Annotated in this window: 16 protein-coding genes; 5 read left to right on the top strand and 11 right to left on the bottom strand. The window is 69.6% G+C overall.

Annotation, left to right across the window (positions count from 1 at the left end; all coding sequences use genetic code 11):
• Positions 1-9: 9 nt before the first annotated feature.
• The 3 genes from ASG17_RS02350 to ASG17_RS02340 form a co-directional block, all read right to left on the bottom strand.
• Positions 10-4,896, bottom strand: a complete 4,887-nt coding sequence (locus ASG17_RS02350; protein ID WP_056098576.1) for an NAD-glutamate dehydrogenase — start codon at positions 4,894-4,896, stop codon at positions 10-12.
• Between the two features lie 217 nt (positions 4,897-5,113).
• Positions 5,114-5,950, bottom strand: coding sequence for an outer membrane protein (locus tag ASG17_RS02345; protein WP_056098573.1), 837 nt, complete (start codon positions 5,948-5,950; stop codon positions 5,114-5,116).
• 320 nt (positions 5,951-6,270) lie between these two features.
• A complete protein-coding gene (locus ASG17_RS02340; protein ID WP_056098571.1) occupies positions 6,271-7,425 on the bottom strand; it encodes an AI-2E family transporter in 1,155 nt (384 codons plus the stop codon).
• 94 nt (positions 7,426-7,519) lie between these two features.
• Between ASG17_RS02340 and ASG17_RS02335 the strand changes: the two genes are divergently transcribed.
• Positions 7,520-9,025, top strand: coding sequence for a helicase HerA-like domain-containing protein (locus tag ASG17_RS02335; protein ID WP_056098569.1), 1,506 nt, complete (start codon positions 7,520-7,522; stop codon positions 9,023-9,025).
• A 143-nt stretch (positions 9,026-9,168) separates the two neighbouring features.
• Here the strand turns inward: ASG17_RS02335 and ASG17_RS02330 are convergent, their stop codons facing one another.
• The 4 genes from ASG17_RS02330 to ASG17_RS02315 all read right to left on the bottom strand — a co-directional run bounded on the left by ASG17_RS02330 (position 9,169) and on the right by ASG17_RS02315 (position 13,201).
• On the bottom strand, positions 9,169-9,432 hold the full coding sequence (locus tag ASG17_RS02330) for a hypothetical protein (RefSeq protein WP_056098566.1): 264 nt from the start codon (positions 9,430-9,432) through the stop codon (positions 9,169-9,171).
• 12 nt (positions 9,433-9,444) lie between these two features.
• Complete coding sequence (locus ASG17_RS02325) at positions 9,445-9,807, bottom strand: YdbL family protein (RefSeq protein WP_056099003.1); 363 nt, start codon at positions 9,805-9,807, stop codon at positions 9,445-9,447.
• Between the two features lie 14 nt (positions 9,808-9,821).
• Entirely contained in the window at positions 9,822-10,010 is a 189-nt protein-coding gene (locus tag ASG17_RS02320; protein ID WP_056098564.1) for a YnbE family lipoprotein, read from the bottom strand.
• Between the two features lie 83 nt (positions 10,011-10,093).
• Positions 10,094-13,201 carry a YdbH domain-containing protein gene (locus tag ASG17_RS02315; RefSeq protein WP_235560338.1) on the bottom strand — a complete coding sequence of 1,036 codons (3,108 nt, stop codon included), beginning with the start codon at positions 13,199-13,201 and terminating at the stop codon, positions 10,094-10,096.
• Between the two features lie 420 nt (positions 13,202-13,621).
• On the opposite strand from ASG17_RS02315, the gene ASG17_RS02310 reads away from it, so the two are divergent.
• Positions 13,622-14,977, top strand: a complete 1,356-nt coding sequence (locus ASG17_RS02310) for a M23 family metallopeptidase (RefSeq protein WP_056098561.1) — start codon at positions 13,622-13,624, stop codon at positions 14,975-14,977.
• Between the two features lie 14 nt (positions 14,978-14,991).
• On the opposite strand, the gene ASG17_RS02305 is transcribed toward ASG17_RS02310, so the two are convergent.
• Together ASG17_RS02305 and ASG17_RS02300 are read right to left on the bottom strand one after the other, a co-directional pair.
• Entirely contained in the window at positions 14,992-16,626 is a 1,635-nt protein-coding gene (locus tag ASG17_RS02305; protein ID WP_056098559.1) for a TadG family pilus assembly protein, read from the bottom strand.
• Positions 16,627-16,636: 10 nt separating this feature from the next.
• Positions 16,637-17,047 carry a TadE/TadG family type IV pilus assembly protein gene (locus tag ASG17_RS02300; RefSeq protein WP_056098557.1) on the bottom strand — a complete coding sequence of 137 codons (411 nt, stop codon included), beginning with the start codon at positions 17,045-17,047 and terminating at the stop codon, positions 16,637-16,639.
• Positions 17,048-17,181: 134 nt separating this feature from the next.
• Between ASG17_RS02300 and ASG17_RS15375 the strand changes: the two genes are divergently transcribed.
• Positions 17,182-17,358: a hypothetical protein gene (locus ASG17_RS15375; protein WP_156367703.1), complete on the top strand. Its 177-nt coding sequence runs from the start codon at positions 17,182-17,184 to the stop codon at positions 17,356-17,358.
• Between the two features lie 238 nt (positions 17,359-17,596).
• The gene (locus tag ASG17_RS02295; protein WP_056098555.1) at positions 17,597-18,007 is read left to right on the top strand and encodes a hypothetical protein; all 411 of its coding nucleotides are present in this window, start codon (positions 17,597-17,599) and stop codon (positions 18,005-18,007) included.
• A 77-nt stretch (positions 18,008-18,084) separates the two neighbouring features.
• Here the strand turns inward: ASG17_RS02295 and ASG17_RS02290 are convergent, their stop codons facing one another.
• Both ASG17_RS02290 and ASG17_RS02285 read right to left on the bottom strand, forming a co-directional pair.
• A complete protein-coding gene (locus ASG17_RS02290) occupies positions 18,085-18,768 on the bottom strand; it encodes a hypothetical protein (protein ID WP_056098553.1) in 684 nt (227 codons plus the stop codon).
• Positions 18,769-18,869: 101 nt separating this feature from the next.
• Complete coding sequence (locus ASG17_RS02285) at positions 18,870-19,607, bottom strand: phosphatase PAP2 family protein (RefSeq protein WP_235560337.1); 738 nt, start codon at positions 19,605-19,607, stop codon at positions 18,870-18,872.
• Between the two features lie 282 nt (positions 19,608-19,889).
• Here ASG17_RS02285 and ASG17_RS02280 point away from each other — a divergent pair, with 282 nt between their 5' ends.
• Entirely contained in the window at positions 19,890-21,782 is a 1,893-nt protein-coding gene (locus tag ASG17_RS02280; RefSeq protein WP_056098547.1) for a ribonucleoside-diphosphate reductase subunit alpha, read from the top strand.
• Positions 21,783-21,808 lie beyond the last annotated feature (26 nt).

Genomic DNA, 21,808 nt, shown 5'->3' with positions numbered 1-21,808 from the left:
GGAAAGGGATCACCCCGCGCCTTGGGCCACGTCGCGGATCGCGCTGTTGGCGATGGTCAGTTTGGCGAAGGTCCAGCCGGCGCCGGAAGCCTCGATCTCGTCGACCGAGGCGCGGACGCCCTCGACCACCTTGGCGCGCTCGCCGACCCACGCGTCGACGGCGGCTTCGGCGGCGTCCTCGCTGGCCCCGACGCTTTCCTTGGCCGAGGCGGCGACGGCGCGTGTCAGCACCCTCTGCTCGTTCATCAGGTCCTCGATCAGGCGGCGCACGGCCAGCCGGTCGAAGTGATCCGCCGAGGGGATCGACCCGGCCGCGGCGCGCAGCCGGTCGAAGTCGAACGCGGCGCCGACCTGGTGATACAGGCGCGCCATGGCCGGCGCGGCCCATCCGGCCTCACGGGCCAGATCGCCGATATCGGCGGCGGCGGTCATCGGCCGCATCAGGGCGACGCGGGTGGCCAGATCGCCGTCCACGCCCATCTCGGCGAAGCGCTTGCTGCGATCCTCGAACCGGCCCTGTTCAAAGCGCGACAGGACGGCGGCGCCCTCGGCCTTGAGGGCGTCGGCGACGGGGCGGTAATCGGCGATCAGCTGACCGACGGAGGCGCCCGACCGGGCCGCACGGCGCGCCAGCCAGAATGTCTGGCGACGCAGGACCACGGCGATCTCTTCATACAGCGCGGTCTGCGCCTCGGCCGGGATCTTCAGGTCCAGTGCGGACACCGCGTCCCAGGCCTCGTCCAGCCGGAACACTCGCCGCGCGGCCTCGAACGCCACGGCCAGGGCGGTGGTGTCGCACTCCGCCGCGGCGCGCAGGCGCTCGGGAAAGGTCGGGCCGGCCATGTTGACGATCTCGTTGGCCAGGACGGTGGCGACGATCTCGCGCCGCAGCCGGTGGCCCTTCATGGCGTCCTCGTACTTCGCCAGCTCGGCCGGGAAGTAGCGGACCAGCGTCTCCTCGAAGAACGGATCCTCCGGCGCGGCCGAGGCGACGATGTCGTCCGACAGCTCCAGCTTGGCATAGGCCAGCAGCACGGCCAGTTCGGGCCGCGTCAGGCCCTGACCGGCGGCCATCATCTCGGCGATCCGGGCGTCGTTCGGCAGGCCCTCGACCTTACGATCCAGCTTACCCTTGGCCGTCAGCCACTGCATGAACTGCTGCTGGGCTTCCAGCGCACCAGCGCCGGTCGCCTGGATCAGGGTCAGGGCCAGGGTCTGGTCGTAGTTGTGCGCCAGCACCTTCTGGCCGACCTCTTCGGTCATCGAGGCCAGCAGCGCCGGGCGCTCCTCCGGCGGCAGCAGGCCGTTGGTCACCACCGAACCGACCAGGATCTTGATGTTGACCTCGTGGTCTGATGTGTCGACCCCGGCGGAGTTGTCGATGGCGTCGGTGTTGATCCGCCCGCCACCCCCATTCCAGCCAGATCTGGCGAACTCGATGCGGCCCGCCTGGGTGAAGCCCAGGTTGGCGCCTTCGCCCACCACCGACACGCGCAGATCGCCCGCGTCGATCCGCAAGGCGTCCGTGCCCTTGTCGCCGACCTGCGCGTCCGTCTCGGCGGCCGCCTTCACATAGGTGCCGATGCCGCCGAGGTAGAGCAGTTCCGCCGGCGCCTTCAGGATGGCGCGCATCAGGCCGACGGGGTCCAGGCTGTCGTCGGAAACGTCCAGCACGGCCTTCATCTCGGGCGTCAGGGCGATGGACTTCTCACCGCGCGAGAAGACGCCGCCCCCCTGGGAAATCAGGCTCTTGTCATAATCCTGCCAGGACGAGCGCGGCAGCTGGAACAGGCGGTTGCGCTCGTCCCACGACACGGCCGGATCCGGGTTCGGATCGATGAAGATGTCGCGGTGGTCGAAGGCGGCGACCAGCTTTGTCGCCTTGGACAGCAGCATGCCGTTGCCGAACACATCGCCGGACATGTCGCCCACGCCCACGACGGTGAAGGGCTCGGTCTGGATGTCCTTGCCGATCTCGCGGAAGTGCCGTTTGACCGCTTCCCACGCGCCGCGCGCGGTGATGCCCATGGCCTTGTGGTCGTAGCCGATGGACCCACCGGACGCGAAGGCGTCGCCCAGCCAGAAGCCGTAATCGGCCGAGACCGAGTTGGCGATGTCGGAGAAGGTCGCCGTGCCCTTGTCCGCCGCGACGACCAGATAGGGATCATCCCCCTCATAGGCGACGACGTTGGCCGGGTGCGTCACCGCGCCGTCGGCCGCGATGTTGTCGGTGATGTCCAGCAGGCCGGACAGGAAGGTCTTGTAGGCGCGGATCGCCTCGGCCTGGATCGCGTCGCGGTCGGCCGTGCGCGGCAGGCATTTGGGATAGAAGCCGCCCTTGGAGCCGACCGGAACGATGACGGCGTTCTTGACCTGCTGGGCCTTCACCAGACCCAGAACCTCCGTGCGGAAGTCGTCGCGCCGGTCCGACCAGCGCAGGCCGCCGCGCGCAACGGGGCCGAAGCGCAGGTGCACGCCCTCGACGTGCGGCGCCCAGACGAAGATCTCGCGGAACGGCTTGGGCAGCGGCAGGTCGTCCAGCTCGCGCGAGGCGATCTTGATCGAGATGTAGGGCTTGGGCTGGCCGTCGGCGGCCAGCTGGAAATAGTTGGTCCGCTTGATCGCCTGGATCAGCAGCATCAGCCGGCGCAGGACCTTGTCGTGGTCCAGGCTCTTCACGGCCTGCAGCGCCTCGGTGATCTCGGCGACCTTGGCGTCGACGTCGGCCTGACGGGCCTCGGTCGTCGCGCCCCCCGAAGCCGACATGGCCGGATCGAACTTCCGCTTGAACAGGGCCAGGAGGCCCCGCGCCACGTTCGGATAGTCGCGCAGCGCCTCTTCCTGCACGGCCTGCGACGGGTCCATGCCGGTCTGCTGGCGATAGCGGGCCAGGGTGCGGATCAGGGCCGCCTCGCGCCAGTCGACGCCCAGCTCCAGCACCAGCCGGTTGAAGCCGTCGCTCTCGGTGCGACCGGCCCAGACCGCCGAGAAGGCGTCCTCGAACGGCGCCTTGACCAGCTCGAAGCTGAGCGCCTCGCCGCGGGGGTCTTCCAGGAGAAACTCGTGGATGTGGATCTCGGGCCCGCCGACCGGCCGCACGGCGTGGCCCCATTCCTCCAGCGTCTTCAGACCCATGTCCGCCAGGATCGGCAGCACGTCCGACAGCGGCACCGCCGAACCCCGACGGTACAGCTTGAAGCGCAACTGGAGCGGACTGTCGCTCGCATCGCGGAAGGCGCGCACCGCCACCGGGTCGCCGTCTCGATCGTGCTCACCGTCGTTCAGGACATCGAACGCCTGCAGGTCGCGCACCGCCTCGGCGGCGTCGTAGCGGTCGCGGTAGCCGGCCCCGAAGGCCTCGGCCCATTTGGCGCTGGTCGGGCCGACGGCGACGTCCTGCACGTCGGCGTCGCGCAGAGCGGTCTCGAAGCGGTCGATCCAGCTGCGACCCGCCTCGGCCACCTTGGCCTGCAGGGCGGCGTCGTCCGGCGTCGGGTGCGCGCCGGGCTCAACGCCGATGATGTAGTGGACCCGCACCAGCGGCTGGTCGGTCAGCTGCGGATACCAGGCCGACATCCGCCCGCCCCAGGCCTCGGCCAGGATGCGGCCGATGCGTTCGCGCAGGGCTGCATCGAACCGCTCGCGCGGGATGAAGCACAGGATCGAGACGAAGCGGTCGAACGGGTCCTGGCGCGTGAACAGCCGGATGCGCGGCCGGTCGTTCAGGTGCAGGATGCCCAACGAGGTGTTCAGCAGCTCGTCTTCCGTGATCTGGAAGAGCTCGTCCCGCGGATAGTTCTCCAGGATGTTGCGCAGCCGCTTGGCGTTGTGGCTGCCCGGCGTCTTGCCGGCGCGGTCCAGCGCATTGGCGACCTTGCGGCGCAGCAGCGGCACCTCGGACGCGGCGCGGTCATAGGCCTCGGCGGTGAACAGGCCGACGAAGCGGGTCTCGCCCGACGGCTTGCCGTCCGCGCCGTACCGCTTGACCCCGACGTAATCCATGTAGGCGCGGCGGTGGACGCGCGAGCGGACGTTCGCCTTGGCCACCGTCACCGGCTCGCTGAGGTCCAGCTGGCGCTTGATCTGGCTGGTCAGGACCGCGGGCTCCGACGCGCGGCGCAGGATGCGGCGTTCCGGGTCGCGGAGGACACCCAGGCCGTCGCTGGACTGACCCAGCGGCGCCTCGGCGGCATAGTCGCCGTCGTTGCCGCGCGGATAGTCGTAATCGCGCGCGCCCAGGAAGACGAAGTGGTCGTCCTCCATCCAGCGCAGGAAGGCGATGGTCTCGTCGATCACGGCGCGGTCCAACCCGGGCGGGCAGGCGCGCAGGTGGGCGATGGACCGGGCCATCAGCGCCGACATGGCGCCGTGGTCGGCGACGGCGAAATGCACGTCGGTCATGGCCCCGGCCAGACCTTCGCCCAGCACGTCGCGCCTTTCCTGCGGCAGAGGCTCGATGACCACCAGGATGGTCGAGACGCGGCCCGACGACCCCGGTGCGATGGGGTGATAGAGGCCACGCACCGACACGCCCGCCTCGGCCAGTTCGCCCATCACGCTGTCGACCAGGAAGGGACTGTCCGGCTGGATCAGGCGAACCTGGTCATAGCCGCTGGGCTTGCCGTTGGCGCACAGCAGCGGGCCGACCGAAATCTGGGGCGGGGCGCCGGGCGGCAGGCCCTTGGCTTCGGCCCACATCGTCGCCAGCACGACGGCCAGGTCCGGCCCGCCCAGTTCCGGCGTCTCGTCCGCCGCATAGTCCTCGAAGGCGTGCGCCAGATAGGCGGCGCGCTCGGCGTCCACCGCCTCGCCGGTGTGGGCGACGAAGGCCGCCTCCAGCGCCTTGAGGGTCAGGCGATCGCGCTTGGCGGCGGCGGGACGGGAATCGGCGGGCATGCAGGCGCCTCGAGCTCGCGGCGCGGAGGGGGCCGCATGGGGTGACTAGGCCCGTTACATGCCTCCGAGAACCCCCAAAAATAAGGCAGGTACGGACGTGCCCTCTGAACGCCGATCACCCCGGGCGGCGTGCACGAAACGTGCGCGATCAAACCAAAACGGCCGGCCCCCGAGCAAGGGGGCCGGCCGTCCCGGTCAGTTCAAACCGTCCGTCGCCCTAGAAGCGATAGTTCAGGCCGACGCGAACCGAGTGGACGTCGAAGCTGTCGTTCGAGCGGATCATGTCCGTCCCGGTCGTGTTCGGCGCCAGGATGAAGGGGTTGGTGGCGGGGGCCGTGCCCGGTCCGACGCGGATGTTGTGATCGTCCACGTCCAGCGAGGTGTAGAGATACTCCCCGACCAGGCTCCAGCCGCCGCCCCAGTTATACTCGACGCCGCCGCCCAGCTGGTAGCCGTCGGCCTTGTCGTCGTCGGACGTGGCGGTGAAGCTGTTGGCGCCGTTGGTGGTGGTGAAGCTGTTCTCCACCTTGCCCATGGCGTAGCCGCCGGTGGCGTAGATCAGCATCGGCCCGGTGGCGTAACCCGCGCGGGCGCGGATGGCCGCGACGTGCTCCAGATCGCGGTTGAAGACATAGTTGGCCGGGGTGGTGCTGAAGCCCGTGACGCTGTCGGTCACATTGGTGAAGTCGACCTCGCCGACGACGCCCAGCACGAAGCTGTCGCTTACCGCCCAGTCGTAGCCGGCGCGCACGCCGCCCGAGAAGCCGTCGTCATCGTCCTCGCAGCCGTCCGCCGCCAGGGCGGTGTTGGCCTTGCCGCCGCAGAAGCCGGGGCTGAAGGCGTTTGTCCCGGCCGGGGTCAGGATCTGGTCGTCGTAGGCGCCGTCCAGGTCCTTGTCGAACAGCAGCGTCTCGTCGCCGTCGTCCGATCCGGTCGAATAGCCGACGAAGCCGCCGACGTAGGGACCGGTCCAGTCCGCAGCGGATTGGGCGTAGGCCGGAGCCGCGCCGGCCAGCGCGAGCGCGGCCGCCGCACCGAGTGCGTGGATTTTCATGAGGTTTCCTTAAAGCTCGGCCACCTGGCCTCGCCCTTCCGAACGCTCAACGGGGGCGTCACCTCGGCCGTTCCGAGGGCAGAACGTCGCACTCTGCTCGCCCGGCCCACGGACGGCCGGACGGACGGGCGGCGCACGGGCTGGAGCCGCAAAAGACAAGGCCGCCGGGCGCTTTCGCGTCCGACGGCCTGTTTTCGGAAACCGACACCCGGGAGGGGGGAGGGGAGGATGTCGGCCCCATTCGATGCCGCGACGGGAGGGGGGAGGGGGTCGCGGCGTCAGAAGCGTATGTGGAAGCCAATCTGGGCCGTTCAAGGGCCTTAGGAGGCCTTTGTCTTGGCGACAGCACGGCGGGCCTTCGCCACAATCTTCTTCACCGGCGACGGCTTCTCGTCCTTTTCGTCTTTGGGATCATCGGCGTAGGGCTTGCCGTCACCGCTGAGCAGCACCGCCATCCAGGCCGACCCTTTGAATTCGGCCAGGATGGCCATGGCCATGACCGCCAGCGGCGTTGACAGGAACATCCCGACCACGCCCCACATCTTGCCCCACAGCGCCAGGCTCAGCAGCACCACGACCGGGTCGATGTTCTGGTTGTCGCTTTGCATGCGCGGCTGGATGACGTTGCCGGACACGAACAGAATGATCTGCAGCCCCACCAGCAGGATCAGTGCGGGCCAGTAGGTCGGGAATTGCACCAGGGCGAACAGCGGCGGGGCCAACCCCGCCACGGCGCCGCCCAGCACCGGGATGAAGCCGACGACGAAGATGACGAAGGTCCAGAACTCGGCGTTCTGAAGACCGACGGCCCGCATCAGGATCCACGCCGCCAGACAGATCATGGCGCCCGTCACGGTCTGGACCCATAGATAGCCCTCGACCCCGCCGCGAACGCGCTGGAACACCTCCATGGCCTCGTTGCGGCTGTCGCGGCTGGGGAACATGCCGATGATCTTGCGCCGGAAGCCGATCTGCGAAGCCAGCAGAAAGCCCAGGTAGACCAGCACGAAGAAGGCGCCCGAGGCGATGCCCTGCATCTGGAAGGCCAGCTGACCGAGGTAACTGCGGATGTCGATGCTGGCGATCAGCTCGCCCGCCGTCGGCGGCTGTTCGATCCGCAGCAGCGCGGCGCCGTCGGTGATGATCTTGTCGATCCGGGGCCCGATGTTGCTGCTGACGCCCGACGCCTCGCCGAAGAAGCCGGCCGCCCCGTTCACGATGATGTAGATCGAGGCGAAGAAGCCCACGACCACAAGGGTCAGGGCGGCGATCCCGGCCCATCGCTCCGACAGCGGGGTCCGCTCGGCCACCCACCGCTTGATGCCGTCGATCATGATCAGCAGGAAGATCGCCATGGCCAGCGGCGTCAGGATGTCACGCAGCCAGTACAGCGCATAACCACCCGCCACCGTCGCGATCAGGACCAGGGCGTTGCGCGAGGCCGTCGCGGACGGGACCGAAATAGGGGATTTCATACCGCGGTTGTCGGGGCGGCCGCGGGGGGCGTCAACCGCTACTTTGCGGGACCGGCGCGCCGTCCTAGAGAGGCAGGACTGCAAGGAGCTTTCCATGTCCGACACCGGCGTCTTCCTGGGCCAGGCCGATGCGCCCCAGATCCTGCGCTTCGACCGCGCCAACCGGCACGGCGTGGTGGCGGGGGCGACCGGCACCGGCAAGACGGTGACCCTGCAGATCATGGCCCAGGGCTTCTCGGACGCGGGCGTGCCGGTCTTCTGCGCCGACGTGAAGGGCGACCTGTCGGGCATCAGCCAGATCGGCACGCCGAGCGAGAAGCTGCTGGCCCGCGCCGCCGGCATGGGACTGACGCTCAATCCCAAGGCCGCGCCCACCGTCTTCTGGGACCTGTACGGCCAGAAGGGCCACCCCATCCGCACGACGGTCAGCGAGATCGGCCCGGTGCTGCTGGCGCGGATGCTGAACCTGAACGACGTGCAGGAGGGCGTGCTGTCGGTCGTCTTCCACGTCGCCGACACCGAAAAACTGCTGCTGCTCGACCTCGATGACCTGCGCAGCCTGCTGACTTACGTGGGCGAGAACGCCGAGCGGATCGGGCGCGAGGTCGGCAACGTCGCCCCCGCCTCCATCGCCGCCATCCAGCGCTCGCTGCTCCAGCTGGAGCAGCAGGGCGGCAAAGCGTTCTTCGGCGAGCCAGCCCTGCGGCTGGAGGACATGATGCGCACTGGCCTGGACGGACGGGGCCAGGTCAATGTGCTGGACGCCACCCGTCTGATGAACAGCCCGCGCCTGTACGCCGCCTTCCTGCTGTGGCTGCTGTCGGAGCTGTTCGAACAGCTGCCCGAGATCGGCGACCCGGAGAAGCCGCGCCTGGTCTTCTTCTTCGACGAGGCCCACCTGCTGTTCAACGACACGCCGGACGCCCTGCGCGAGAAGGTCGAGCAGGTGGTGCGCCTGATCCGCTCCAAGGGCGTGGGCGTCTATTTCGTCACCCAGAACCCGGCTGACATCCCCGACAGCGTCCTGGCGCAGCTGGGCAACCGCATCCAGCACGCCCTGCGCGCCTACACCCCGGCCGAACAGCGCGGTCTGCGCGCCGCCTCCGAAAGCTTCCGCCCCAACCCCGCCTTCGACACCGCCGAGGCCATCCAAGGTCTGGGCGTCGGCGAGGCGCTGGTCTCGGTGCTGGACGAAAAGGGCGCGCCCAGCGTGGTCGCCCGCACCTCGATCCGCCCGCCGGATTCGCGCCTGGGCCCGGCCACCGACGCCGAGCGCGCACAGGTCATGGCGACCAGTTCCGTGAAGGGTCTCTACGATCAAGTGGTGGATCGCGAGTCGGCTGAAGAGGTGTTGGCCGCCCGCCGCGCCCAGGCCGAACGGATCGAACAGCAGGCTGCGCCCGAGCCCGCCCCTGCCCCGTCTCGCACCCGCGCACCGGCCCCCGCTCCCGCCCCGCGAGAACGCGCCGCGCCCAAGCCACGCGCCTCGACACGTCAGACGCCGATGGAAGCCCTCACCAAATCGGTGCTGCGTACGGCAGGCTCGACCATCACCCGCGAAATCCTGCGCGGCATCCTGGGCGGGATGCGGCGGCGCTAGTCCTCAAGGCGCGGGACGCTCTCCGCCTCCTGGGCGGAGACAGCGAGCGAAGCGAGCAGAGGCGGGCAACGTCAGGACTGGCCATTTCGAGCCCGCCTCTGGCGCCTTACGGCACCTGTCTCCGCCCAGAGGGCGGAGAACGATCAGTCGTCCTGGTCCCGTCCCGGATCCAGCGAGTTGTCGACCCGGTCGTCCCAGCCTTCACGGTCAGACCGGAACGCCAGGTCCATCAGCAGCCAGGCCAGCCAGACGGTTCCGGCGATGCCGATGCTCATGGCGATCCAGCCGTGCAGGCTCAGATCGCCCCCGCCGATCAGGCCCCAGACCCAGGCCACGAATACGGTGAACACGCCCGCGACGGCGAGCGCGATGGCCAGCCGCCCGAGAAAACGCATCAGGCGGGGCATGGCGAACTCAGCCTAGCGCTGGACCCACTGGCCCTGGTCGTTGCGATACCACTGGCCCGAGGAGATGCGCGGCAACAGCTGGCTCTGGAACATCCGCGCGCCGGCGACGTCGGCCGAGGTGCCGGCTTCGGCGGCTGAGCGGGCGTAGAGCGCCGACCGACCCGAGTTGGTCGCCTGAACGGCGGCGCGCAGATCGGGGCTGCCCGGGCCGACGCGGAAGCCGATGAAGCCGTCGGACTGTTCGCCGACGGTCCCGGCCGCCTTGGCGGCGTCGATCAGGGACTTCTGGGCGTTGGTCTGGGCGAAGGCCGAAGTGGCGGCCACACCGAGCGCCGCGACGGCGGCGCCGATCACGAAGAGCTTGCGGAAGGTCATGGCGGTCATCCCGATCAGAACAGGTTGGGGTTTTCTTGCAGGAGCGTTTGCAGCTCCTGGTCGAGGCGGACGCGGACGTCGGCGTCCAGCTTGGCGTAGATCTGGATCGGCGCGACCTCCAGGCGGATGGTCGGCGCGCAGGCGGCGCTCAAGCCCAGGACCGTGAAGCCCATCAGGGCCGCGAAACGGCGCTTGTTGATCATGTCGCGGCTCCGAAAGGCGTTGTCGTCGCGTCCTAATAACGCGCTCGAGGCTGAACGGGTTCTGAACGGCCGGGCTGAGCTTATCAAGGCGATGGAGCCGGTACGGCCGCGGGCGTGTCTGGTTCGCCGCGGCGCGCGCGGTCGATGGCCAGCAGATCGGAGATGATCTGGTTGATGTTGAACGTCGTATCCAGCGTCAGGTCGATGCCGGTGTTGGACGGCAGCGGCAGCTCGCGCTTCAGGAACTCCCGGCTGATCAGCTCGGCCAAGGTCAGGCGCAGCTCCTGCCGCTGCGGCGGATCGTGGCGCCCGACGATGTGGAAGTTGACGCCCAGCCGGTCCGAGCCTTCGCTGTTCACATTGGCGGTCAGGGTGTCGAAGGCCAGATTCTCCATCGCCTGATAGGCCAGGTCCTCGACGGTGGACGGCGGCAGTTCCTCGCCCCCGCCTCCGGCCTCCAGCCCGTCCAGCGCCTGGCGCTTGATCGACAGCCGCCCCGGCTGAACCGCGTTCAGCGTGCCGCCCAGGATCTTGAAGGCGCCGTTGTCGACCGCGAACGGCAGGCGGCCCGAGACCACTGCGTCCATCTCGACCGTATCGCCGAAACCGGCGCCGGCGATCAGGTCGCCGAACTGCACCCGGTCGAGAACGATCGCCCCCTGATACGATCCGCCCGGCGTCAGCGGCAGGCGTAGCGGTTCGATGCTGACCGTTCCCTGCGCCGCGCTGAGACGCCCTGAGGTCAGGGTGATGGCGTCGGCGTCCAGCGACAGGCCGACATCGACGTCGGTCAGCAGCGCCGGGGTTTCGATCCGGTCCACCCGCAGATGCTGGTCCGGTGCGGTGATCAGGGGCGTCAGGCTGGTGAAGACGATCTCGCCGTTCAGTCCCTTCACCGGTCCCGCCGGGCTGGTGAAATCCAGGTCATCCAGCACCAGGCGCCCGCTGCTGGTCCCCGCCCCGGCGTCGGCCGTCCAGCCGATGCGGCCCTCGAAGGCGGCGCGGCCCGTGGCCGGTGACTTGGCGTACTGACCGGCCAGAGGGCTGAGGTCCGAGGGCTGCAGTCCGCCCTCGACGAAGGTCACGTTCGGCGCGTCGATGACCACGCCACCGACGCTGCTCAGCCCGTCGTGGCTCAGCGTCAGGTGCGCCAGGGGGGTCTGGCCGTGCGCCAGGGCGAAGTCGCCGGACCACCGCTCGCCGGCCAAGGTCGCCCGGCCCGTCCCGCTCAGCGCATTGAACCGGCGCGGCGTGGTCATGTCCTCGACGCGCGCGGCCGCGACGGTCGCATCCAGCCCCAGACCTTGCGGACCGCCGGTGGCGGTGAAGCGGCCGGATGCATCGCGGGCGCGGGTCTCCAGGAAGGGCGCATCGGCGTCCAGGTCCTCGAACCGGCCCCGCGCCGTCCACCGCCCGTCCACCACGCTGACCAGCGGCTGGCCACCCTCGGCGCAGACGCGAGCGGACACCGCCTCGGCGTCGTTCTCGTCGAAGTCCAGGGTGGCGATGCTGACCGGCGTGCAGCCCACCAGACGATAGGTCAGCCGCCCGTCGTCGGTCGCCAACACGCCGCGCGTATCCAGCGTCAGCCCGCGCGCCGGACCGAAGTCCCATTCTGCATGGGCGCTCAGGTTCGCCGAGAAGCCGCCGGAGGTCAGGCTCCAGCGCGGGACCGAGGCGCGCAGCAGCGGCAGCCCGCGACCGCGCGTCGCCGTCAGGTTCAGCGCCCCGCCGCCCCGTTCGCCGTTGCGGGCCGAGAAGACCGGCTCGCCTGCGGACGTCACGGTCAGAACGCCGCCGTTGCGCGGCGCGACCCGCACCGGCGCGCCCAGAAACACCGTCGTGCCCGATCCGCCGCTGACCAGCCGCAGGTCGGGCGCGGCCAGCGAAAAGTCGCCCAGCGCCCGCTTCAGCGCGGCCAGTTCGGGCAGATCGTCCTTGGTCGCCGGCCCGAACAGCGGCCAGGCGCCGCCCGCCGCCTGAAGCCCGCCGTTCACCCGCACATTGGTCGCGCCCTGAAGGGTGACGTCGGCGTTCAGCCGCCCGCTGACCTGGCGCAGCGACAGTGCGTCGTAGGCCAATCGTCCCGCCGCCACGTCGACCGGCCCCGTCGCCTCGAACCCGTCCGATCCGCCGCCCAGCGTCAGGGCTTGCGAGCTCAGGGTCAGCCCTTCGCTCGACACCCCCATGCCTGCGATCGACGCGGTCTGCACCGTCGCCGGCCCGTCCAGCCGCCAGCCGACGCCTTGGTCGCCGCGTTCAATGCGCAGTTCGGCCTGGCGGGTCGCCAGCGACAGTCGTCGCCCGGTCGCGGCGCCGCTGATCCGCTCGGCGGTCAGGGCTGCGTCGCTGCGGCCCTCGACGCGGAAGGCCTCCAGCCACCCCGTCGTCTGACCGTCGAAGGCCAGCCGCAGATCGGCGCCGTGCAGGTCCGTCCCGCCGCCCCCCAGTCGCCCTGCCGTCAGATGGCCGTTCAACACCGCCCGTCCGTCGCCGCGCCGCCGCTTCAGGTCCGGGTATGGCAGGTCGCCGTTCAGCGAGAGAGCCAGCGTCTCGCCCCTCGCCTGCCCCATCCGCGCGGCCTGCGCCGCCAGATCCAGCCGAACCGCCACGCGGTCGCCGGTGGTGGTCAGGTCGATCGACCCGGCCAGACCCCGCGCCTCGGTCTCGCCGCTCTTCAACGACGCCGCCGGCACGCGGGCGACCAGCCGCATCAGCTTGCCGTCCACCATCCGTGCGTCGCCCAGCACGGCGACCGGCCCGTATTCCGTGGTCACGTCCACGCGGCCCTGTTCGACGATGACGACCGGAGACGTGCTGTCCGGGCGGGGCGGCTTGCTGGTGAAGCTGTCCACCAGCGGATCCAGAGAACCCAGCGACAGCTTGCCGTTCACCCATCGCGCGCGCAGCACCGGCCGCACCAGACGCACCCGGCTGGGGGCCAGGCCCAGGCCCGTCCGGCTCCAGGGCGCGGCGATGGCGTAATCGACCTCGACCCGCTCGACGGTGACATCCGGTCGGTTCGGATCACCGATGCGCACCCTGGCCGTGAAGCCGTTCAGCTCCAGCCGCTCGATGTCGACTTGCGACGGCACGCCCTTGCGGTCCAGCCATCCGACCAGGACCTCGCGCGCCACATACCGGCGGTTGAGCCACAGCGCGGCCGCGACAACCACAAGGGCCAGCAACACAATTGTTCCGACCTGCAATGTGCGTCGCATCGTCGCAACGTAGCCATTGCGTGGCCTGGGCGACGGGCTGTTAGCGGTCACGAAACGGGCTCGTGTCGAAACGGGACAGGCGACGGCCTCTGAAGACAGGCTCTCAAGCGTCGATCCTTACAGGGCCGAGATTCCGCCGTCGACCGGATGCGCGTCCGACACGGCGGCTTAGGAAACATTCCGATCGGCCGAGGGTTCACGCGCCCTCGCCAAGCTCAAGCATTCTAGCGCCTTATCAAGCTTCACGCGTGTTAACCGTTTGTAACGGCCGCCTTCCAACAATGGGCCGGTCGAGGTATAGGACCGCCTTCGCATCCCCGGGGCTCTGGGGCGCGATCTTTGCTTCTCAGTGGCTTGGCGCCGAATGGCGTCGTCGAATACCGGGGACCGATGGCTCAGTTCGATCCGCGCCGCCAGCCGATGCGCCTCGCGCCGCACGTCTTCACGGCGGTTGCAGCAGTGTCGGTCGCCCTTCTGGCCGGCCGCGTCTATCAACCCGCCCACGCCAGCGAGAGCGCGCCCAGCCTCTCCGACGCCCAGATCGCCGCGCTCGAAGCGCGCGCCTTCGCCTCCGCCGGCGCCCCTGCCGGGCTCGAGACGCCGGAAGCCATCCCCGTCCAGATCCGCAAGGGCGAGACCTTCGAGCAGGCCGTGCGCCGCACCGGCGTCGCGCCGGAAGAAGCCTCGGCCGTCGCCGCCACCATTTCCAACGCCTTCGACGTCTCGGCCATGCGCGCCGGTCTGAAGTTCGAGACCGCCATCGCCCGTCCGCGCGGCGGCCGCGGCGACGCCCGCTTGATCGGCCTGACCATGCGGACCGGCCCGGCCAGCCAGCTGACCGTGTCGCGCAGCTTCGACGGCGCCCTGCGCCTGCGGTCGCTGGACGAGAAGGTCACCGAGGAAACCACCGTCCTGCAGGGCGATGTCGAGCGTTCGCTGTCGGCCACGGCCCGCGGCATGGGCGCGACGGCCGCCATCGTGCGCCGCGCCAGCCAGCTGTTCGGCCACAAGTTCGACATGCAGCGCGACGTGCGTTCGTCGGACCAGTTCACCCTGGTGTTCGACCGCACCTCGACGGAATCGGGCCGCACGGTCTCGACCGGCGACCTGCTGTACGCCGAACTGAAGGGCGTCACCTTCTATCGCTTCCAGCCGGCCGGCGCCCGCGAGGCCCAGTATTTCGACGCCTCGGGCAAGAACCTGCGCTCGGCCATGATGCGCACCCCGCTGCAAAGCTTCCGCCGGGTGTCGTCGGGCTTCGGCGTGCGGACCCACCCGATCTCGGGCTTCCGCAAGGTGCACCAGGGCATCGACTTCGCAGCCGGCACCGGCACGCCGGTCGTGGCCCCCGCCGACGGCGTGGTGGTCGAGGCCCGCCGCTGGGGCGGCTACGGCAACTGGCTGCGCATCCGCCACGCCAACGGCCTTGAGACCGGTTACGGCCACCTGTCGCGCTACGCCTCGGGCATGCGCGCCGGCCAGCGCGTCACGCAGGGCCAGATCGTCGCCTACGTCGGATCGACCGGCGCCTCGACCGGCCCGCACCTGCATTACGAAATCTGGCGCCGGGGTCAGCGGATCAATCCGGCGGGCGTGCAGACCCAGCAGGGCACCGAACTGGCGGGCGCCGACCTGGCCGCCTTCCGCGCCGAAAAGGCCCGGATCGACCGTATCATCGCCTCGGGCGGCCAGCGCCGCACCGTCGCGGCTCCGGCCTCCGAAGGCCTGCGCCCGGCCCAGGCCTAAGAGCCCGAACGCCGTCAGCCGACCAGCGACGGCGTGCCCGGCGTCCCATCCGGACAACTGACGCCCAGCACCTGGGTGTCCGCCTGGCCCAGCTTGAGGCCCAGAAGGTCCAGGATCGGCTCGACCACGCCGTCCAGCACCGGCCCCAGCGGGGTCAGCACGGCGCCCAGCGCCTGGGTCAGGCCGCCCAGGCCCAGACCTAGCCCCAACACATGCACCGTCAGCTGAAGCCGGCCGATCAGGCTGGCCACCAGGCTGGTCACAGGCCCGGTCGCCGTCGTCGTCCGCACATGGCCGGCGTCGATCTGGCCTCGCGTGAAGCGTTCGGCCCGAAAATCCGGCGAGGCGATCTCGATGTCCGCCGCCCCCGTCACCTTCACGATGCCCGCGACGTTCAGGATCGTTGCGGGGGTCGCCGTCGGCGCGCGGGTGAAGTCGTTCAGGCCGGCCGTATCGATCTGGGCCACCCGCGCCCGCGCCAGCCCCGGCCGCACGCCCAGCGTCACGCGATCGGCGCCGTCGCAGTCGATCGCCTCCAGGCGCGCCTCGGCCGCCGCCAGCTCGATCAGCACGGGCAGGTCCGCCTGCGCCAGGCCGGAAACCGACGCGGCCGTCCTGGCCCGCAGATAGAGCCGCGCCTGCGCCGTGCGTACGACCGGCGCGCCGTCCTTGGTCACCGCCAGCCAGGGCGATTTGTTCGGCCGCTCGCCGATGGCCAGCTTCACGTCCAGGCCGGCCAGTCCCGCCTGCGCCCCGGTCGCCAGCGACACCTGTCGCCCTCCCGCCCCCGTCTCCAGCGCCGCCATCACCAGGTCCAGCGCCGACACCTGCGCGTTCATCGCACCGCGCAATCCGTCCCGCGCGCCCGCCTCGGCGCCGATCAGGTCGCTGATCCTCAACTTCATCCCGCTCGCCGCCGACGACAGCTTCCCCAGCGCGCCCGACGCCGAACTGTCCGTGATGGGCCGCAACAGCGCCAGCGCCTCGCCCACGTCGATCCGCGCGTCCGCCAGGCTGTCGTAATCGCCGGCCTTCACCCCCGCCTTGACCGCCAGGGCGTCGGTGAACGTCAGCAGATTGACCTTCGCGTCGGCCAGCGACCGGTAGTCCATGACGCTCAGCGAGACCGAGCTGCCGGTCAGGCCGCTCAGCAGCTGATTGGCGATCCCGCCGTCCAGCGCCATCAGGCGCGAGCCGATGCTGAACATGGCCCGCGGCTCATCGGTCGTCAGCGCCGCGGTGGCCGAGCGCGAGATCGGCGTCGTGTCCCGCCCCAGCACCCAGCGACCGAAATACAGCGGCGCCTGACGCGTCAGGGTCACCCGCACGGCGTTGGGCCCCGCGCCGCCGGCGGTGAATCGCAGGCCCGGCGCCACGACAGGATCGGCGACATAGCGGCCGGGGCTGACAACCCCGGCGACCGCGCTGTCGACATTGGCCCGGGCCGTGGCCAGGGCCGCGCGCTCGGCGCGGTTCATGTCCCGGGCCGCCGCCAGGGCCGCCAGATCCGCCGCGCCTTGCAGTCGCCGCGCCTCCAGCGACACCGAGGCCAGATCGATGGTCACCGCCGCGATGACGCACAGCACACCGCCCACCGCCGCGCCGATGGTGGCGATGCCGCCGCGGCGGTCCGTGAGCAGGCCGCGCATCGCCCCCGCCTCAATAGCCGCCGATCCGCACGACGGCGGTGCGGGCGATGGTGCCGGGCGGCGAAGGGATCAGCCCCGCCAGCGACATCACGGGGTGGTCATGGGCGTCGTAGTCGATGCGGACCTGGATGGAATCGGCGTCGCTGACCACCGTCAGCCTGGCCCGCGCGGGGTTCAGCCCGGCCAGCTCGTCGGCATGTCCCTGGACGTAGGCCTTCGCCAGGCGGTCGCGCTCGGCCACATCCAGGCCGGCGATGGAGGCCCGCGCCGCCTCGCTGGCCAAGCTCTGGACCGATTGGGCCAGCCAAAACCAGCCGCCATAGACGACCATGCCGATCAACAGCAGGATCAGCAGGGGTCCGACCAGCGCGAACTCCACCGCCGCCGATCCCCTCTCGTCCTTCCACCTCGATGCGCGCACGACGCTGCTCCCTGACGTTTGCAATCTAGGGTGGTGGGATTAACCAGCGGTTACGTGCGACGGACGCTGCGACCTCGGCGTGCCGGAACTCGGACCGCTCCGTCCTCGTTCTCAGTGCCTTGGAGGGCTCCTACGTGTCGGAAAGTATTGAGACGATCGGCGAGGCGGCGTCCGAGGGACGGGTCGCCTATGGCCCGGCCGCGCTGGACGCCGATGCGATGGATGTGGTCCGCCGTCAGCGACGCCGCGATCGCGACACCCCCCCGGCCTGGTGGTTGCATGCCCGCCGCGAGACGCGATCCTTCAAATAAGACCATTGCGGGCGCCGGCCGACTTCGAACTGTGTTCGATCAGCGTCACGTCTCCGGAAATACCACTGAAAAGACGCCCTGAACGTCTTTTCCGGCTCAGCTTGCGGAACCTAAGCGTGGCCGCAGGCTTGTCAGTCTGCAATGGTTAATATACCGCTGCTTTTGCGGCTCCGGGACTGTCAGGACATTTCTCCTGTCAGGGGAAAATGAGCCTTGTCAGAGGGTTAGGGGACTACTCATGAGTGCAACAGCTACCCTGCTCGCCGCGCTGCTCGCCTCGAGCGCCGCCGCCGGCGACGGTTACCACGACCACGGTTGCCCCGAGGCGCCGCACGATGGCGGGGCCTGCGCCTGCGAGCGCGAGGTGACCTTCTACGGTCCCTGGACACCGCCGCCGCCCATCTACGTCAACGCCCCCGGCGTTCACGTCTACAGCCGCCCGATCAACATCGAAGGGCCCGCCGTCTATATCCAGAGCCCGCCGGTGTGGGTCGACGCCCCGCCGATCCGCGTGGCTCCGGCCCAGATCTATGTCCAGCGCCCGGACGTCCGCGTCCGCCCGTCGGAAATCACCATCGCCCCGCCGCAAGTCCACTTCGCGGACTGCCCGGACGGCTCGACCTGCGTCTCGGCTCCGCCGGCGCACTAAGCCAAAGGCTGCAAACGAGATCACGCCGGTCGCTCCTCGAAGCGGCCGGCGTTTTTCGTTTCAGGACGCTGGACGCATCAGGCGGGCGGCGTCGAGCGCGCGGCGCCGGCCGTATCGGCGTTGGTCTGTCCGGCGCAGAAGTCCCGCGCCTCTCGGGCCAGGGCCAAGTTTCCGGTCTGCAAAGCCGTGCGAACGGCCGCATCGCACTGGTTCTGGCCCATCAGGCTGGTGACCTGCAGCCGCACGGCCTGATAGGCCGTCTGACGGTCGCGCAGAGCCCGCGCCTCGCGCCGTTCGGCCGGCAGACACAGCGACGCCCAGCCGGCGTCCGCGCAGCGCGAGACCAGCTTCTGCTCCCGCTCGTTCAGAACCCCCGGATCCAAGACCGCCTCGGCGGCCGCCACGACCGGCGCATTGGTGACGGCCGGCGCGGGAAGCGTCGGGGCGGGCATCACGATCGCCGGGGGCGCGGCCACCGCCGCGGGCGGGCCGGCGGGTGTCACCGTGGCGTTCGTATAGACCTGGGCCGCGCCGCTGCCGGGCGTCGGCACGATCTCCAGCGCCGGCATGGTGTAGCGACACACCCAGCGGCCGCCTTCCATCACGCAGCCCTCGAGCGCCGCCCGCGTCTCGCCATTGGCGGGCTGCGCCGTATAGGCGGGCGTCTGCGCCTGGGTTTGGGCCTGGGTCTGGGCGGCCCTCTGGGCGCCGGTCTCGCCGCTCTGGACCTGGATGAGCAGGGCCAGGATCATGGACAGCATATCAGTCCTCCTCGGCGCCCGTTGCGACGGCGGCCAGGCGGCCGGTTCCATCGGGTCTTGAAGGGTTAATCTAATCTAATTTCGAGACATTCCAATCGATGTCACGCGGAAGTGGTCCCCTCGTCGCGCAGGGGCATGGCCCGGCTGCGCTGAAACCGCTGCAGGGCGTGAGCGATCAGCCACAGGGTCATGGCCCAGGCCACGCCCACGCACCATCCGCCGATCACGTCGGACGCCCAGTGGGCGCCCAGATAGATCCGGGTCAGCCCGATGACCGCCGCGACCGTCACGGCGACGACCAGCGCATAGGCCTTCAGCCGGCGCTGCGGAAAGGCGCTGGTCAACATGACGCCCAGGGTCAGGTAGAAGACGGTGGACAGCAGGGCGTGACCGGACGGGAAGCTGGCGTTCAGCGTCTCCACGATCTGGTACTGCGCCGGCGGCCGGGCGCGCTCGAACACGGCCTTCAGTCCCTCGCTCAGCATCACGCCGCCCGCCAGTCCGACGACCAGCAGCGACGCCGACAGCCACTTGCGCGAAATCAGCAGGAAGCCCACCGCCGCCAGGGCGAACAGGGTCAGCACCGAGATGCCGCCCAGCGACGTCAGGTCCGCCGCCGCCTCGTGCAGCCACCACGGGCCCCAGGGCTGGTCGGGCGCCGCCGGATTGGGCCGCATGGCCATCAGGACCGCGCGGTCCAGGCTCTGGCCGCCCGCCTCGCCGGACTCGTCCGCCACATTGAGGAAAAGCGTCACCGCCGACAGGGCGATGCCCAGGGCGATCAGGGCAGGGGCCTCGGCGCGGGCGAAGCGCAGCGCATGGTCGCGCCGGGTCGTCATTCGGTCTTGCATCGGACGCCAACGGCCAAGCTCCCGGGGGCGTTCCGTTCACGCGTTCGTGATCGATGGGGAAGCGGCTCGGTCGCGCCCGTTCCGCCGCCTTTTCCCCAGTCCGCACCCGCTTATCCCTGCGATTCGCGGACAATGTGATCGTCAACCCCGTTGACGGGTCGTTAGGCATCTGCGCCCCATATGTTGGTCTACCGGGGGAGACGGCCACTAGATGATGTGGTTGCAGCGGCCCTTTCCGGTGTGGACGTTTGTACAGGGACAGGGACGAGCATGGCTGGCGGCGAGGCACTGAAGACGGTCGAAACTCTGGCGGCGGATACGTCGACGGCTGCTGAACGCCCCCATCTGACCGTGGTCCGCGGCCTGACGCTGGACCGGTCGCGCGACGACCTGCTGACCGACTTCGGCAAAAAGACGCTGGAAGACCGCTATCTGCTGAAGGGCGAGAGCTATCAGGACATGTTCGCCCGCGTCGCCACGGCCTTCGCCGACGACGAGGTGGTGAACCCCGGCCACGCCCAGCGCATCTATGACTACATGAGCCAGCTGTGGTTCATGCCGGCGACCCCGGTGCTGTCGAACGGCGGCGCGGATCGCGGCCTGCCGATCTCCTGCTTCCTGAACGCGGTCGGCGACAGCCTGGACGGCATCCAGAACACCTGGAACGAGAACGTCTCCCTGGCCTCGAACGGCGGCGGCATCGGCACCTACTGGGGCGGCGTCCGCTCCATCGGCGAGAAGGTGAAGGGCGCGGGCCAGACCTCGGGCATCATCCCCTTCATCCGCGTGATGGACAGCCTGACCCTGGCGATCAGCCAGGGCTCGCTGCGTCGCGGTTCGGCCGCCGTCTACCTGGACGTCCACCACCCCGAGATCGAAGAGTTCCTGGAGATCCGCAAGCCGTCGGGCGACTTCAACCGCAAGTCCCTGAACCTGCACCACGGCATCAACATCACCGACGCCTTCATGGAGGCGGTGCGCGACGGCAAGACCTTCGATCTGGTCTCGCCCAAGACCCAGGAAGTCCGCAAGACGGTGGACGCGCGCGCCCTGTGGCAGAAGATTCTCGAGATCCGCCTGCAGACCGGCGAGCCCTATCTGATCTTCTCCGACACGGTGAACCGGCAGATGCCGCAGCACCAGAAGGACCTGGGCCTCAAGGTCAAGCAGTCCAACCTGTGCTCGGAAATCATGCTGCACACGGGCGTCGACCACCGCGGCGTCGACCGCACCGCCGTCTGCTGCCTGTCGTCCGTCAACGCCGAGACCTTCCTGGAATGGCGCGAGGAGCCGCGCTTCATCGAGGACGTGATGCGCTTCCTGGACAATGTGCTGGAGGACTTCATCCGCCGCGCGCCCAAGGACATGGCGGCCGCCGTCTATTCGGCCATCCGCGAACGCTCGGTCGGCCTGGGCCTGATGGGCTTCCACTCCTTCCTGCAGGCGCAGGGCGTGGCCTTCGAAAGCGCCATGGCCAAGTCGTGGAACATGCGCCTGTTCAAGCACCTGCGCCGCGAGGCCGACAAGGCCAGCCGCGTGCTGGCCGAGGAGAAGGGTCCCTGCGAGGACGCCCGCGAGCGCGGCGTCATGGAGCGGTTCAGCCACAAGCTGGCCATCGCCCCGACCGCCTCGATCTCGATCATCTGCGGCGGCACGAGCGCCGGCATCGAGCCGATCCCGGCCAACATCTACACCCACAAGACCCTGTCGGGCTCCTTCGCGGTCAAGAACCCCTATCTGGCGCGCCTGCTGGCCGCCAAGGGCATCGACACCGAGGCGGTGTGGAACTCGATCCTGGAGCACGAAGGCTCGGTCCAGCATCTGGACCAGCTGGACGAGGACGAGAAGGGTGTCTTCAAGACCGCCTTTGAACTGGACCAGCGCTGGGTCGTCGAACTGGCCGCCGACCGCTCGGCCGACATCTGTCAGGCGCAGTCGATCAACCTGTTCATCCCGGGCGATGTCGACAAGTGGGACCTGCACATGCTGCACTGGCAGGCGTGGGAGCGCGGCGTGAAGTCGCTCTACTACCTGCGCTCCAAATCGGTTCAGCGCGCCGCCTTCGCCGGCGCCGAGGACAAGGCGGAAGAACTGGATCCGAACCAGCCGGACCTCTTCGCCATCGCCAAGACCGACTACGAGGAATGCCTCGCCTGCCAATAGGCGCCGCGGCCAGGGGGCGCCTTCGG

The organism is Brevundimonas sp. Leaf363, assembly GCF_001424025.1.
In the GTDB taxonomy this organism is placed as follows: Bacteria; Pseudomonadota; Alphaproteobacteria; order Caulobacterales; family Caulobacteraceae; genus Brevundimonas.
Note: the sequence above shows the minus strand (reverse complement) of the source record. Positions and strands in the feature narration are given on the sequence as shown.

Coding starts and splice junctions, on each gene's coding strand:
- ASG17_RS02310 (WP_056098561.1), top strand. CDS start 13,622: ATGGCTCAGTTCGATCCGCGCCGCCAGCCGATGCGCCTCGCGCCGCAC.
- ASG17_RS02295 (WP_056098555.1), top strand. CDS start 17,597: ATGAGTGCAACAGCTACCCTGCTCGCCGCGCTGCTCGCCTCGAGCGCC.
- ASG17_RS02280 (WP_056098547.1), top strand. CDS start 19,890: ATGGCTGGCGGCGAGGCACTGAAGACGGTCGAAACTCTGGCGGCGGAT.
- ASG17_RS02320 (WP_056098564.1), bottom strand. CDS start 10,010: ATGATCAACAAGCGCCGTTTCGCGGCCCTGATGGGCTTCACGGTCCTG.
- ASG17_RS02340 (WP_056098571.1), bottom strand. CDS start 7,425: ATGAAATCCCCTATTTCGGTCCCGTCCGCGACGGCCTCGCGCAACGCC.
- ASG17_RS02285 (WP_235560337.1), bottom strand. CDS start 19,607: ATGACGACCCGGCGCGACCATGCGCTGCGCTTCGCCCGCGCCGAGGCC.
- ASG17_RS02335 (WP_056098569.1), top strand. CDS start 7,520: ATGTCCGACACCGGCGTCTTCCTGGGCCAGGCCGATGCGCCCCAGATC.
- ASG17_RS02345 (WP_056098573.1), bottom strand. CDS start 5,950: ATGAAAATCCACGCACTCGGTGCGGCGGCCGCGCTCGCGCTGGCCGGC.
- ASG17_RS02290 (WP_056098553.1), bottom strand. CDS start 18,768: ATGCTGTCCATGATCCTGGCCCTGCTCATCCAGGTCCAGAGCGGCGAG.
- ASG17_RS02325 (WP_056099003.1), bottom strand. CDS start 9,807: ATGACCTTCCGCAAGCTCTTCGTGATCGGCGCCGCCGTCGCGGCGCTC.
- ASG17_RS02350 (WP_056098576.1), bottom strand. CDS start 4,896: ATGCCCGCCGATTCCCGTCCCGCCGCCGCCAAGCGCGATCGCCTGACC.
- ASG17_RS02305 (WP_056098559.1), bottom strand. CDS start 16,626: ATGCGCGGCCTGCTCACGGACCGCCGCGGCGGCATCGCCACCATCGGC.
- ASG17_RS02330 (WP_056098566.1), bottom strand. CDS start 9,432: ATGCCCCGCCTGATGCGTTTTCTCGGGCGGCTGGCCATCGCGCTCGCC.